We start from the raw sequence: 13369 nt of genomic DNA, 5'->3' as shown, positions 1-13369 counted from the left end.
ATTAAATGCGTTGCAAGGAGGACTTTAGGGCGTGAACAAACCTGAAAAATCGCTGCTTCCCGACGGAGCCAAAGCGCGTCAGGTCTATTTGTCGCTGCGCGATCAAATCGCGGACGGCCGCCTTGAAGATGGCGAAAACCTGCCCCCTGAGCAAAAGCTAGCCCAGATTTATGCCGTTTCACGGGTAACAATTCGAAGAGCACTTGATGCATTGGCCGCAGCCGAACTGATCGTCCGGCGCGCTGGTAGCGGAACGACGGTCAGCACATCCGGCAAATCGGGAAAACCGATGGCCATGAACCTGGCAACGTTGATGCCCCAGCTCGTCGAAATGGGACAATCTACAACGGCGCGTTTGTTGTCTTTTTCGTATGGCGCCGCACCAGAATTCGTTGCCACTGCTCTCAGACTGGATCCGAAGGAACAGGTTCAAATTGCAACTCGTGTGCGGAGCGCTGATGAAATACCCTTCTCACACCTGACTACCTATGTACCGGCCGCAATTGCAAGCAACTATTCTGAAAACGATCTCGCAACAACGCCCCTCTTCAAACTTCTTGAGCTAAGCGGTGTCCATATCAAGGATGCACACCAATCTGTTTCCGCAACTTTGGCCGGGCCTGAAGTCGCCGAAGCGCTGGGCATAGCAGTTGGGTCTGCTTTGCTTTCGCTTCGACGCGTCGTGCGCGATGTAAATGACAATGGAGTTGAATTTCTTTCAGGTCTTTATCGCCCTGATATGTTTCGGCTTGAAATGCCTCTCACGCGTGTCGGAGAGGAAAGTGCGCGCCATTGGGAGCCGGCAATCGGCAAACCTTCCGGTGAGCAGCCATGACATCTGGGCGCACGCTTCTCGACAAGCTTTGGGCCGCGCATGAAATCGTGCTGCGAGATGACGGTGCTTCGCTCCTGTGGGTCGACCGTCACCTGGTTCACGAAGGATCTCATCATGCCTTTGGCAAGCTTGCGGATCGCGAGATTGCCGTCGCCGAACCGGATCTGACATTTGCTGTTGTAGATCACTATGCGCCTACACGTCATCGCGAACGGATTTCGAACCCTCAGATCCGCTACATGATTGAGACTCTGAGGAAAAACGCAAGCAAACACCATTTGAAACTGTTCGACCTTGATGATCCGCGTCAAGGCATCGTGCACGTTGTTGGGCCTGAACAGGGTCTGACACTGCCTGGCCTTCTGATCAATTGCGGAGATAGCCATACGTCCACGCATGGAGCATTCGGTGCACTTGCCTTCGGCATCGGCGCCACCGAAGTCGCCCACGTGCTTGCAACGCAAACGATCTGGCAAAAGAAACCGGCTGTCATGCGCATATGGATTGATGGTCAGCTCGGTCCAGGTGTCAGCGCAAAAGACATAGCTCTGAACTGGATTGCTGCTCTTGGTGCCGACGGAGCACGTGGTCACGCGATCGAATATGGCGGCAGCGCCATCCGAAATCTGACGATGGAAGGCCGCATGACCTTGTGCAACCTCTCCATTGAAGGGGGCGCGCGCTTTGGTTTGATCGCACCAGACCGGACAACATTCGACTACTTGAAAGGACGGCCTTTCGCCCCGACAGGTTCACAATGGGAAGCTGCCGTGGAAGCCTGGACCGGGCTCCGCACCGATGACGACGCCCGTTTTGACCAAGAAGTTCGGTTGAACGGCAGTGACATAGCACCAACGGTCACCTGGGGCACCAGCCCCGAGCAGGCTATTCCGGTGACCGCGGCAATACCGGATCCGAAGTTACTTGTTAACGGCAAGGCAAGGTCGGTCGAGGATGCGCTTGAATACATGAAACTGCCCGCAGGCCGCCCGATCGAAGGCACGCCGATTGATCAGGTATTTGTTGGCTCTTGCACCAATGGACGAATTGAGGATCTGCGCGTTGCCGCTGCTGTCCTCGCAGGTCGAAAAGCCAAGGTCCCGGGGCTCGTTTCTCCAGGATCAGCACAGGTCAAAACACAAGCGGAACAGGAAGGCCTGGACAAGGTTTTCATCGACGCCGGGCTTGAATGGGCTTCACCTGGATGTTCGATGTGTGTCGGTATGAACGGAGACCTTGTCCAACCTGGCAAAAGGTGTGCCTCGTCCACCAATCGCAATTTTCGAGGCCGTCAGGGACCAGGTTCACTGACACACCTGATGTCGCCTGCAATGGTGGCCGCCGCAGCGGTAACAGGAGAAATCACCGACGTTCGACCACTTTTGAAAGGGCGGTTGGCATGACTTTTGGGTGGACACAACATGAAGGCCACGCGATTGCTTTGCCAGCTCACAATGTGGATACGGACCAGTTGATCCCATCCAGGTTCATGTCAACGCCTCGCGATGAGGGCTATGGAAAGTTCCTGCTGCATGATCTTCGCCGGGATGCCGATGGGAACGAACACAAGCACTTCCCGCTGAACCGTTTTCGAAACGCCAGCATACTTGTCACCGGACGCAATTTTGGCAGCGGATCCTCCCGCGAGGCTGCGGTTTACGCCTTGGTTGATGCCGGCATCAGGGCGGTACTAGCCCCGAGTTTTGGTGACATATTCTCCAGCAATGCAATCAACAACGGGATGCTTCCCGCGCAAATATCTCCAGAAGACCACATCACCTTACTCAGCTTACTGGATGATACTTCAATGCTCGCACAGATTTGTCTGGAGAAAAATCACATCAGCATTGGTGATTGCTCAATAGCTTTTGAACTCGACCCGACATGGCGGACAAAACTGATCAATGGCTGGGATGACATCGATCTGACCATGCAGCACGGTGAAGACATCAAAAACCACAAGAAAAATCTGGAGCAATCGGCGCCATGGGCCCTTCCCGCGGCAAATCGACAACGATCTTGATCCAACCAGAATCTTAAGCATCAGGGCATTGCCCGAGAACCAGAGGGATAAGGCATAAAGCCGCCCCTAAAGTGGAGTGAGACTATGAAAAGACTAATACTTGCCGGTCTTGTCGCCGGCTCGGCTCTGTTCTCTGCCTCAGCACTGGCGGAAGACAAAATCACGGCAGTACACGCATTTCCAGAAACGTTGATCTACACCAAAAGCTTCCTGTCCTTCGTCGACAAAGTGAACGAAGCCGGAAAGGGTGTGGTGCAAATTGAAGTCCGTGGGGGCCCAGAGGCCATCGGTATGTTCCAGCAGCCTGACGCGGTTCGCGACGGCATTGTCGACATGGTCTATACGCCTGGTTCGTTTTATGGCGGCGCACTTCCCGAAAAAGATGCCATGGTCGCGTCCAACCTGACCGCAGTCGAGACCCGTGAAAACGGCGGTATTGAGCTTATCGATCAGATCCACCAGGAAAAGATGGGACTCAAGTATCTGGGCTGGTTCGACAGCGGGGTCTGCTACAATCTTTGGACACGCGACGAACCAACCTTTGACAAGGACGGCAACCTTGAGGTTGAAGGCCTGAAGCTTCGCGGCAACAACGTCTACAATGCGTTCTTTACCAACTACCTTGGCGCTCAGGTTATCGATCTGCCAACTGGTGAAGTCTATTCCGCCCTTCAACGCGGCGTTGTCGATGCGACCGGGTGGACCCAGATCGGTCTCATCGATCTGAAATGGAATGAATTCTTGAACTATCGCATCGAGCCTTGCTTCTTCTCCACAGACCTTGGCGTCATCGTCAATCTTGAGAAGTGGAACTCCCTTTCCGACGAGTCAAAGAAGATCCTTCAGGACGTCGCCATCCAGCACGAAAAGGATAGCGTTGAAGCCCTTCGTGCCAAACGCGACGAAGACTTTGCTGCGCTCGACGCTGCGGGCATGACAGCCATCTCCCTGGAAGGAGAAGCCAAAGCCAACTATCTCGCCGCCGCGCGCGAAAAGACCTGGGAGCGGATGAAGGGTCTCATGGCTGAACAGCCTGGTGGCACCGGAAACTATGACCGGCTGATCGAACTATTCTACGATCTGAATTCAGCCAAATAAGTGAACCACAGGCCCGCTTCCCAGCGGGCCTGATCATCTGGCATCCAGGTATTGTTTATGAGCGGTTTTTTCAGGTCCTACAGGTTGTTGATCGATGCCATGGCATTTGTCGCCGGAGCGACGCTTGTTTGGCTGATGGTATCGGTCGTGATTTCGGTTCTCATGCGCAACCTTGGCCTTCAACCATTCGCCTGGCTTTTCACGTCTTCCGAATATGGGCTGCTCTATATGACCATGCTCGGTGCACCCTGGCTGGTGCGTGAAAAGGGGCATGTTCACATTGAACTCGTGACTTCCATCTTGCCTGAGAATGCCCGTCGTATCGTCAGCCGTCTGGTCGCGTTCGCCTGTGTGGTTGTTTGCGTTATTCTTGCCTGGAAAGGGCTGGAACTGTTTTTGAAAAACATTGAACGCGGCGACTACGACACCCGTGCCTACTACTATCCACGCTGGCTGCTGACAGTCGCATTCCCAGTAAGCTTCGGACTTATGGCAATTGAATTTTCCCGCTTTGTCACAGGCTCTGATCTCATGCACACCGGCGAAGCGGGGATCCACGAATAATGGAATGGTACGAAGCACTGGCCCTGTTGATTGGGGTAATCGTATTTCTCATGGCCATGGGTATGCCAGTAGCGTTGGCGTTTCTTGCTGCGAACATCATTGGCGCGTGGGTATTCATGGGTGGTGAACGCGGTATTGGACAGCTGCTCAACAATGGCCTCGGCTCGCTGACGAAGTTTGCCCTCGTTCCAATTCCTTTGTTTCTGCTGATGGGAGAGATCTTTTTTCATACAGGTCTTGGCGGGCGGATGTTCAATGCGATCGACAGGTTGCTGGGCCGCCTGTCCGGCCGGCTAAGCTATGTCACAGTCCTGGGAGGGACAGCTTTCTCGACATTGTCGGGATCATCGATGGGCTCCACTGCTCTGCTCGGCTCACTCATGGTGCCGGAGATGAACAGGCGCGGATACAAGCCTCACATGAGCATCGGTCCGATCCTTGGCACCGGTGGACTTGCAATTATCATCCCGCCCTCCGCACTCGCTGTCCTGCTGGCCACGCTGGCGCAAATTGATGTCGGGGCATTGCTGATCGCCGGGGTCATTCCTGGTTTGATTCTGGCGGTTTTCTATATCGGGACGATCTGGCTTCAAACGCGACTGGATCCGAATGCAGCCCCCGCGTACGACGTTGAACCCTTGTCTTTCATAAGCAAGGTCACCCTGCTGCTGCGCGAAGTCGTCCCGATGGTGGGCGTTATGGTCATCATCATCATCTTGATGATCAACGGGTTCGTGACCCCTTCCGAAGCGGCTGCCTTCGGCGCTCTCGGTGTGATCATCCTTGCCGCAGTGTTCAGGTGCCTCACATGGGACGCGATGCGTAAGTCCGTTACGGGTGCCTTGAAGGTCACGCTGATGGCTTACCTTATCGTTTTCGGGTCTGCGACATTCAGCCAGCTTCTTGCTTTTTCCGGAGCATCGCGCGGTCTGGTGAATTGGGCAATTTCCTTTGAGTTGGCACCGATTGCCATGCTGATGGTCATGTTTGCTGTGTTGCTGCTACTGGGCATGTTCATGGAACAGATTTCCATCATGCTTTTGACTGTCCCGATCTTCTTTCCTCTGGCCATGAACCTTGGCTTTGATCCGATATGGTTTGGCCTGATCATGTTGCTGGCGCTTGAGATCAGCTTTACGACACCTCCCTTCGGGCTATTGCTGTTTGTCATGAAAGGTGTTGCGCCGCCTGGAACGACCATGCGCACGATTTATACATCCGCCTTCCCGTTTATCGGTTGCTCACTTTTGCTCGTGGTTCTTCTCGTCGCGTTTCCCGAGCTCGCACTTTGGCTTCCCGGCCTCTAGAAGTGCACCAACGAAGTCTGGTTTTGATAGCAGAGCCAGCTGATCTATTTATGGAGCGAGGCTTTCAGTTTCCAAAGGTCCAGCGTGAAACACGGGCAACACATGAATGGAGTTGGCACTACAGGCGTTGGGTTCCTGATTGCCGTTTATATGAGTGTTTGCTCGTCCGTCTCTGCACAAACTACAGAACGAGAACAGCTCAGGCCCGTCGACTGGGTTCGACAAGCTGTTGCGAAAGTCTGCGGCAAACCGCAGCTGAGCGGGTTGGAAATTCAGGAAATTGTACCGCAAAGCTGGCTGTTGAACGAAAAACGACAGCCGAACAGCCATTCCCCAGTGCGAATAACGATCCGTTTGGCTTTACCAGAAGGCGATGAGCTTAAACTGGAGTCTCGCCTGATAAACGGTCTGACCCGACAGTTTCGCGCCAGCTACTCCAAAGCAGATGGTGTTAAGTTACAGCCGCGCCTACTGGCAATTGCTGACGGCAATTGCGTCATTCAATCAGGACGCGCAATTCGTCACGGTGCTAACCCATGGATCTTTCTCGATCAGCTGGACGGCGATCTGGAAACACTGAGATGGAGTGAAACGCTCCAGGCTCCCTGGCCTTCAGGGTCTGATCCAGGCGGAGTTCGGGTTGCCCTTGTCGATTCAGGACTGGCCTATGACCTGCCCCTGTTTCGCGACCGACTTGCGCGCGATTTGAACGGTGTTCCCATTGGTTACGACTTTTGGGACCTGGACCCCTGGCCTTACGACGGGGACACCTCCAGGGGTGCATTCTTGCCCATCCGCCACGGAACAGCCGTTGCCTCGATCCTGGCGCAAGAAGCACCTTTTGCAGCGCTCGTGCCTTATCGGTATCCAAGGCCGGATATGAACCGTATGGCTGATATCGTGCAAAGAGCTGCAAATGACCAAATCAGAATTCTGGCCATGCCCCTCGGGAGCAACAATCCGGACGACTGGAACGGCTTTGCCAACGCGTTGAAAGACCAGAACATTCTCGCCATCGTATCGGCTGGAAACAATGGGAGAAACATCGATCAAGCGCCGGTCTATCCAGCAGCACTTCCGCTTGAGAACATCATAACCGTCACGTCAGCTGACAACTTTGGTAGGTTGGCGTCAGGTTCAAACTGGGGCCGCAACACTGTCGATATAATGCTTCCCGCCGAGAACCTGACGGTAACAGACTTTCGCGGTGCTTCCGGTGTTTCATCCGGGTCGAGCTATGCCGTTCCAAGACTTGCTGCTCTGGCCGCAAGACTGCTTCGAAAAGATCCAGAATTATCGGCCAAAGACCTAAAGGCCCGCATAATGGCACTTGCAACGCCTTCGCCCTTCGAAACCCGCGACGCTGTCTCCGCCGGGTGGATACCTGACCCCACCCTTGATTAAAGTCAGCGGCGCTGCGGCGCCGGCGGAGCATTGTCAATAAACCGCCGCGCAGCCTGTGCCTGCCTAGGGTCAGCCTTCAACAACGCCTGATAGCCTTCCTCGGCCAGTTCCGGTTCATTGCCCCAGACCCCTGACTGAATGGAAAACCTTAGAGCCTGAGGATCATCGGGGGCCAATTCCATCAAACGCCGCGCATGTTCAGTCATGTCTTCAAAACGTCCTGCCAATTGCAGCGATACCAGGAGTGACATTCTGGAATTTATCGAATTCGGCACTTGTTCGGCGGCTTCGCCATGAAGGCGTATTGCTTGCTCAAAAGCGCCGGATTGCGCGAGGATCCGGCCGGCTTTCAACATTTGTCCGTGGTTGGTGGAGTTTGAACAGGTGTCTGCTACGGCCGTCAGAACAACGTCTTGGACAGTTTGAGCGACTGCATTTTCCATCGCTTCTTCGCACGCTACAAAGTCGGCACCAAGGCTTTCTGTCAATCGGATCGCGTCTCTGTCGTCCCTGAGAGCCAAGAGTTTATGAACATCTGCCAGTGGTATGGCTTCAAAGCGTCCGTCTCCTCCGCCCACGGCGATACCAGCCAAAGCACCGGTTGCGGTGACGAGAGCACCGCCGCTTACACCTGGCTGCATATGAGCGCGAACATGAAGCCGGCCCAGTTTCGCGTTTTCCTCAGGCCTCGCGATGAGATCACCAGGTTCGAAAACCCGCACTTCCTTTCGGGCAATATCGGCACCGACCACCAAGTACTGGCTTGTGGTTTCGGCTTGAACGTCGAGATTTGGAATGACACCCGTATCCGGAAGGTTCTCCACTTCAAGAAGAACGAGATCACCTTCATATGCAGAAGGTACAAGCTGGGCATTCAGTGGGCCATTTGGCGTGTGAACGATTGCCTCGGTTTGATCTCCTACCACGTGCCGGTTGGTCACCAGCAGATCTTCAGCGATGCGTGTGGCGCTGCCGACCGGGTCAAAGCTTGAGATCGGAAATACTGCTTGTCTCAACTTGCAAACATCCGAAGGATGCGGACAGTCAACGTCGTGTGAAGGCTCTGTATCAACGTTGGAAACCTTAGGCGGGTCTGGGGTCTCAAACGAAAGTGTCGCGACATGGTCATCGTCGCCCCGGCGATACCGTACCTGGACCTTTCGTTGCACTTTGGGAATTAAAGCAACAGCTGTCTTCGCATCGTGAGGTGTCCGGACCCTGCGATTGCCAATTTCCAGGATTAAATCGCCGACCTCTATCCCGGCCAGTTTGGCAGCTCCATCCGATCGAACAATACGAACGACAGGTGCGGCAACCAACGCAGCAGCGGTGCGGTCCGTTCTTGCAAGCTGCCAGCCAGCATCCTGAAACCCAACCTGACCCGTATCAATCAAAGCTTCTGCAACACGCAACAAAAGCTCTGTCGAAATGGCAAAGTTCATACCGATGTTCGTGTCGGAACCTGAAGCGAAAATCGCTGACATCATTCCGACCAACCTGCCGTCGGTGTCAACAAGCGCGCCACCAGAAGAGCCTGGATTTGCAGTCGCGTCCGTTTGCACAAAGTCTTCGATTTCGTTGAAACCAGCATTGCTGATACCCTTGGCGGAGACAACGCCGCATGTGAACGACAGTCCCAGACCGAAGGCGTTACCAATCGCGCAAACCGGTTGAACCAAGTTAGGTGGCGGCGCGGTTGCAATTGGCTGCAGCTTCTCTTCAACTTTCAAAAGCGCAATGTCAGTGGAAGCATCATGCGCCATAAGCCGTGCAGGGATTATGCGACCGTCGTGCAATCGGACATCGATGCGCCGGGCCGGTTCCACGACATGCCAGGCCGTTGCAATCACACCCTCACGCAGAACCACCCCACTGCCTTCAGGCGCTTGGCCAGGTCGTGCACCCTGCCCGCCCTGGTCGTGTCCAGGCCACACGGGCAACACCGAGACAACATGTTCGAGCGCTTTGTCAGGTGATGCCTTCACCTGCCCGGCAATGAGGCCGGCAAAGCACAGAACCAAAATGTAAACAGCATGAGAAAGACAGCGTGGCATCAGCATGCTCCGGAGCAGTGTCTGCGTGGCGGAAATACCCCGCACGATTGCGAGGGAACAACCTTAGCACCTTGTGCGCAAGACCCAATCCGTCGCGACACGTGCAATCCAATATAGCTATATGCCTTTCAAGCCGTGCGCCTGCCGGTCGCGATTGTCCCTATCTAACTGCCTTCTTGCACCATTTTGATGGCCCCGCATGGGCATTCAAAGGCGCACATACCGCAACCCTTGCAATAGTCGTAGTTAAATTCGAACCGATTGCCTGGCCCGAGTTTCACGACCGCGTTGTCGGGACAGATGCCGTAGCAATTGTCACACTCGAAACAATTGCCACAAGACAGACACCGCCGCGCCTCGTAAAGCGCATTGTCTTCGGTCAGACCTTTCAGTACTTCCTCAAAGCCGGTTTGCCTGCGTACAGGATCAAGCTGCTCCTGCTTGCTTTGCGGCGCATCGTCATAATACCAGGGATTGATGTTCTCAAATCCGGCGAGCTCAGCCTTCAAAGGGGGTTGGTAGGTCTTTCCGCCAAGCCAGGCATCGATATTGCGGGCAGCTTTTTTTCCGTGTCCCACACCAACCGTTACGGTCCGTTCGGCCGGCACCATGTCACCGCCTGCAAAGAGACCTGCTCGACCCGTCATCATCTGGGCATTGACCGTTACAACGCCATCTCTGGCGATCTCAACACCCTCAACTCTCTCCAGAAAGCTAGTATCGACATCCTGGCCGAGCGCCAAAATGAGAGTGTCGGCTTCGATGGTTTCAAATTCACCTGTCGGTTGGGGACGGCCGTTTTCGTCAATCTCCATCTTTTCGACAGTAACGCTGGTGCCATCAACCTCTTTGATCGTTCGCAACCAGTGCATCAGAACGCCTTCGTCCTCGGCCTCCGTGGCCTCAAAGTCATGCGCGGGCATTTCCTTGCGAGAACGCCTGTAAACAATCATGCTTTCGTCAACACCAAGTCGCTTGGCAGTTCGAGCGACATCCATCGCAGTGTTACCGCCACCATAGACGATCACGCGTCGCCCAAGTTTCGGGGGCTCGCCACCCGTCTCCATTTCCTTCAAAACGCTGACCGCATCCAGGATCTTTCCGGCTGCGTGTGCGGGAATATCAATTCGTTTTGCCAGATGCGCACCGACGGCCACGAATACCGCATCAAAGCCCTCGTTCTCGAAGGCCGCTTCGATGTCTTCCACCTTTTTGTTGAGCTCCAATTGGACGCCGGTATTCAGAATTCGCTGGATCTCATAATCCAAATCATCTCGTGGCAAGCGATATTTGGGAATTCCGAACCGCATCATGCCACCCGCCATCGGACCAGCCTCACGGATCGTCACGTCATGGCCGAAACGACGCAGATGATAAGCTGCACTCAACCCGCTCGGTCCCGCGCCAACGACAAGAACCTTCTTTCCTGTATCCGGCGCCGAAAACCTGGGCATCCACCCCTTTTCAAAGGCCATGCGACCGAGAAATCTCTCTATGGCGTGAATTGCAACGGGTTCGTCCAGCTGCCCGCGGTTACAGGCCGTTTCGCAGGTGTGGTAGCAGACCCGTCCCATAACACCAGGCATGGGGTTGTCTTCCATGATCACCTGAAAGGCTCGCTCATAATCGCCTTCTTCGGCATGAAACAACCACTTTTGAATATTCTCGCCTGCCGGGCATGTGTGATTGCACGGCGGAAGCCGATCCAGATAGACGGGGCGTTCGGTTCGCCAGGAGCCTGTCTTGTTGGCCAGGCTGGTGCTCGGATCAAGTGTTATGGCAAATGGCAAATCGTGTGTCATGGCGCCGTCCTTTCCCCCAACAGATTGAAACGGTCGATGTTTGCGTCAGCCATTCGCTGTATTGCGGCTATTCGGTCAACATCTTCATGGTCTTTCTTAAACAGATGCGCGAACCGTTTCTGAAGTTTCAGGTAGTCTTCGACCGGGACCTTTTTGCGGATCTTTTGCGTTCTAACGACAGCCCCGTTTTCTGCCTCGATAAGCGGAAACAAACCGCTCTCAACGGCAAGTCTCGCAAGCAATATCGTATGGTTCGTCGCAGATCCCCAACCGAGCGGGCATGTCACAAGCACATGGATGTATCGCGACCCGGACATATTCATGGCACGTGTCACCTTGGTTTCAAGGTCGTGCAGATCTGCAACTGTAGCGGTCGCCACATAGGGAATGTTGTGTGCCATCGCGATCAAGGGCAAATTCTTGCCTGTGCCGAACACATTGCCCGGAGCATCCCCGACGGCGGGCGTCGTTGCCGTTCGTGCCGTTGGCGGCGTCGCCGACGATCGCTGTACTCCGGTGTTCATGTAGGCCTGATTGTCGTAACAAATGTAGAGCACATCATCATTTCGCTCGAACATTCCCGACAGGCAGCCAAAGCCGATATCCGTCGTTCCACCGTCTCCGCCTTGCGCAATCACTTTGGTCTTGGCTCTGCCCTTCCGCCGCATGGCAGCTGAAACACCTGTTGCGACCGCAGGTGCATTGCCAAACAGGGAGTGGATCCAGGGGATCTGCCACGAGGTTTCGGGATAAGGTGTCGTGAACACTTCCAGGCATCCGGTGGCATTTACCGCTACCATATTGCCGTCGCAGGAACGCATGGCTGCATCCAGGGCAAAACGTGCGCCCAGAGCTTCGCCGCATCCCTGGCAGGCCCGGTGTCCGGACGTTATCGCGTTCGAGCGGTCGATTGAGGATTGTACGCTTCGCTTGTCCTCATCCATCAAGCGATTGCCGACGGTATGTGTCCCGGTCTGGTAGAATTTCACCCTTTGCAGGGCTGTTTCTTCGCTCATGACGCTCTACTCCGCTCTGCAGCCGGGCGATTTTGAATGGCTTTCAGTATTCCTTCAGCCGTCGGCCCGGCATGTCTCATCTCCGCGGACCGTGCAATTTCCCGGTCAATGACAGCTTGCTCCAGGCCCAGGAAAGTCACATCTGGCAGAGATCCGCTCTCGGCAGCCCGTAACACTTCAGAAATGCCTATCATGGTGATCGCCCTGCCTCCGAGCCCGGCAATGACAGTTTGCACCGGAAGTGGAACTTCTCTGAGCGCCATGCGGACGTTTGATGCGAGTACGCCACCAAGGCCGGGAGCCAGGCTCTTTTCGATCACGACGACCCGCTTAGCGCTTTGCAGCGCATTCTTCAGCTCCTCAAGCGGGAACGGGCGGAACGAACAGATTGACACCGATCCGACGCTCGAACCGGTCTCCCGTTCGGCATCGACGACCTCCTTGATGGTTCCATTGACCGACCCCATTGCCACAAAAATGGTCTCCGCGTCCTCCGCCCTATAGGAATGCAACAGGCCGCCGGACGCCCGGCCAAACACTTCCTTGAAAATGGTTCCAATCTGCGGAATGAGATCGAGCGCCTGCATTTGCTTGCGATGTGCCAGGTAGCGAACTTCCGTAAAAGCCTCCGGCCCAACCATGGCACCGATCGAATAAGGATCTGCGGGGTCAAGAACTTGCACGGGTTCGTAGGGCGGAAGGAAAGCGTCGACCTCTTTCTGGGTCGGAATATCAACGCGCTCATAGGCATGGGTCAGGATAAATCCGTCCATGCAGACCATGACCGGACAGCTGAGTTCTTCCGCCAGCCTGAAAGCCTGAATGTGCAGGTCAGCCGCTTCCTGGTTGGTTTCCGCGAAAAGCTGGATCCAGCCTGCATCCTTCATTGACATCGCGTCTGTGTGATCGTTCCAGATGTTTATCGGTGCACCGATGGCGCGGTTGCCGAGTGTCATAACGATTGGCAAACCAAGACCAGAAGCGTTGTAGACAGCTTCTGCCATGAACAATAGTCCCTGGCTGGCGGTCGCGGTATAGGCCCGCGCACCAGCTGCTGATGCGCCTATTGCGACGGAGAGCGCGGCGAATTCAGATTCAACATTTATGTATTCACAGTTTTTCAGTTCCCCGGATTTAACAAGCTCTCCGACACTTTCAACTATGTGGGTCTGTGGCGTAATCGGATAGGCGCATACAACCTCCGGGCGACAAAGCGCAACGGCCTGTGCAACAGCGGCGGATCCTTCAATCTGTTTGAGCATATCA

At 54.9% G+C, this 13369-nt stretch carries 11 protein-coding genes; 7 read left to right on the top strand and 4 right to left on the bottom strand.

The genetic code is table 11. The features are described 5' to 3' along the window. Positions 1-31: 31 nt before the first annotated feature. The 7 genes from Q0835_RS21025 to Q0835_RS20995 all read left to right on the top strand — a co-directional run bounded on the left by Q0835_RS21025 (position 32) and on the right by Q0835_RS20995 (position 7231). Entirely contained in the window at positions 32-835 is an 804-nt protein-coding gene (locus Q0835_RS21025) for a GntR family transcriptional regulator (protein WP_298964061.1), read from the top strand. After that, positions 832-2238, top strand: a complete 1407-nt coding sequence (gene leuC, locus Q0835_RS21020; protein ID WP_298964060.1) for a 3-isopropylmalate dehydratase large subunit — start codon at positions 832-834, stop codon at positions 2236-2238. Before Q0835_RS21025 ends, leuC begins: the two co-directional genes overlap by 4 nt. After that, entirely contained in the window at positions 2235-2858 is a 624-nt protein-coding gene (gene leuD, locus Q0835_RS21015) for a 3-isopropylmalate dehydratase small subunit (protein WP_298964059.1), read from the top strand. The genes leuC and leuD overlap by 4 nt, the downstream gene beginning before the upstream one ends. 84 nt (positions 2859-2942) lie before the next feature. Then, positions 2943-3956, top strand: coding sequence for a TRAP transporter substrate-binding protein DctP (dctP, locus tag Q0835_RS21010; RefSeq protein ID WP_152501935.1), 1014 nt, complete (start codon positions 2943-2945; stop codon positions 3954-3956). A 57-nt stretch (positions 3957-4013) separates the two neighbouring features. Continuing rightward, a complete protein-coding gene (locus tag Q0835_RS21005) occupies positions 4014-4520 on the top strand; it encodes a TRAP transporter small permease (RefSeq protein WP_298816437.1) in 507 nt (168 codons plus the stop codon). Continuing rightward, positions 4520-5827: a TRAP transporter large permease subunit gene (locus Q0835_RS21000; RefSeq protein ID WP_298816435.1), complete on the top strand. Its 1308-nt coding sequence runs from the start codon at positions 4520-4522 to the stop codon at positions 5825-5827. Before Q0835_RS21005 ends, Q0835_RS21000 begins: the two co-directional genes overlap by 1 nt. 102 nt (positions 5828-5929) lie before the next feature. Continuing rightward, positions 5930-7231, top strand: coding sequence for a S8 family serine peptidase (locus Q0835_RS20995; RefSeq protein ID WP_298964058.1), 1302 nt, complete (start codon positions 5930-5932; stop codon positions 7229-7231). A gap of 2 nt (positions 7232-7233) precedes the next feature. Here Q0835_RS20995 and Q0835_RS20990 read toward each other — a convergent pair whose 3' ends face one another. From Q0835_RS20990 to porA, 4 genes are all read right to left on the bottom strand, one after another. After that, positions 7234-9285 (bottom strand): trypsin-like peptidase domain-containing protein, encoded by a 2052-nt coding sequence (locus tag Q0835_RS20990; RefSeq protein WP_298964057.1) that lies wholly within the window; start codon positions 9283-9285, stop codon positions 7234-7236. A gap of 164 nt (positions 9286-9449) precedes the next feature. Then, a complete protein-coding gene (locus tag Q0835_RS20985) occupies positions 9450-11087 on the bottom strand; it encodes an NAD(P)-binding protein (RefSeq protein WP_298964056.1) in 1638 nt (545 codons plus the stop codon). Beyond that, complete coding sequence (locus Q0835_RS20980; protein ID WP_298964055.1) at positions 11084-12103, bottom strand: thiamine pyrophosphate-dependent enzyme; 1020 nt, start codon at positions 12101-12103, stop codon at positions 11084-11086. Before Q0835_RS20980 ends, Q0835_RS20985 begins: the two co-directional genes overlap by 4 nt. Next, positions 12100-13365 carry a pyruvate ferredoxin oxidoreductase gene (porA, locus tag Q0835_RS20975; RefSeq protein ID WP_298964054.1) on the bottom strand — a complete coding sequence of 422 codons (1266 nt, stop codon included), beginning with the start codon at positions 13363-13365 and terminating at the stop codon, positions 12100-12102. The genes Q0835_RS20980 and porA overlap by 4 nt, the downstream gene beginning before the upstream one ends. Positions 13366-13369: the final 4 nt, after the last annotated feature.

The organism is uncultured Roseibium sp., assembly GCF_947499295.1.
Lineage (GTDB): Bacteria > Pseudomonadota > Alphaproteobacteria > Rhizobiales > Stappiaceae > Roseibium.
This window is presented reverse-complemented; position numbering and strand designations above follow the sequence as displayed.

Bases quoted from the DNA above. Each gene is read 5' to 3' on its own strand.
- leuC (WP_298964060.1), top strand. From the start codon at position 832: ATGACATCTGGGCGCACGCTTCTCGACAAGCTTTGGGCCGCGCATGAA.
- leuD (WP_298964059.1), top strand. From the start codon at position 2,235: ATGACTTTTGGGTGGACACAACATGAAGGCCACGCGATTGCTTTGCCA.
- dctP (WP_152501935.1), top strand. From the start codon at position 2,943: ATGAAAAGACTAATACTTGCCGGTCTTGTCGCCGGCTCGGCTCTGTTC.
- Q0835_RS21005 (WP_298816437.1), top strand. From the start codon at position 4,014: ATGAGCGGTTTTTTCAGGTCCTACAGGTTGTTGATCGATGCCATGGCA.
- Q0835_RS21000 (WP_298816435.1), top strand. From the start codon at position 4,520: ATGGAATGGTACGAAGCACTGGCCCTGTTGATTGGGGTAATCGTATTT.
- Q0835_RS20995 (WP_298964058.1), top strand. From the start codon at position 5,930: ATGAATGGAGTTGGCACTACAGGCGTTGGGTTCCTGATTGCCGTTTAT.
- Q0835_RS20990 (WP_298964057.1), bottom strand. From the start codon at position 9,285: ATGCCACGCTGTCTTTCTCATGCTGTTTACATTTTGGTTCTGTGCTTT.
- Q0835_RS20985 (WP_298964056.1), bottom strand. From the start codon at position 11,087: ATGACACACGATTTGCCATTTGCCATAACACTTGATCCGAGCACCAGC.
- Q0835_RS20980 (WP_298964055.1), bottom strand. From the start codon at position 12,103: ATGAGCGAAGAAACAGCCCTGCAAAGGGTGAAATTCTACCAGACCGGG.
- porA (WP_298964054.1), bottom strand. From the start codon at position 13,365: ATGCTCAAACAGATTGAAGGATCCGCCGCTGTTGCACAGGCCGTTGCG.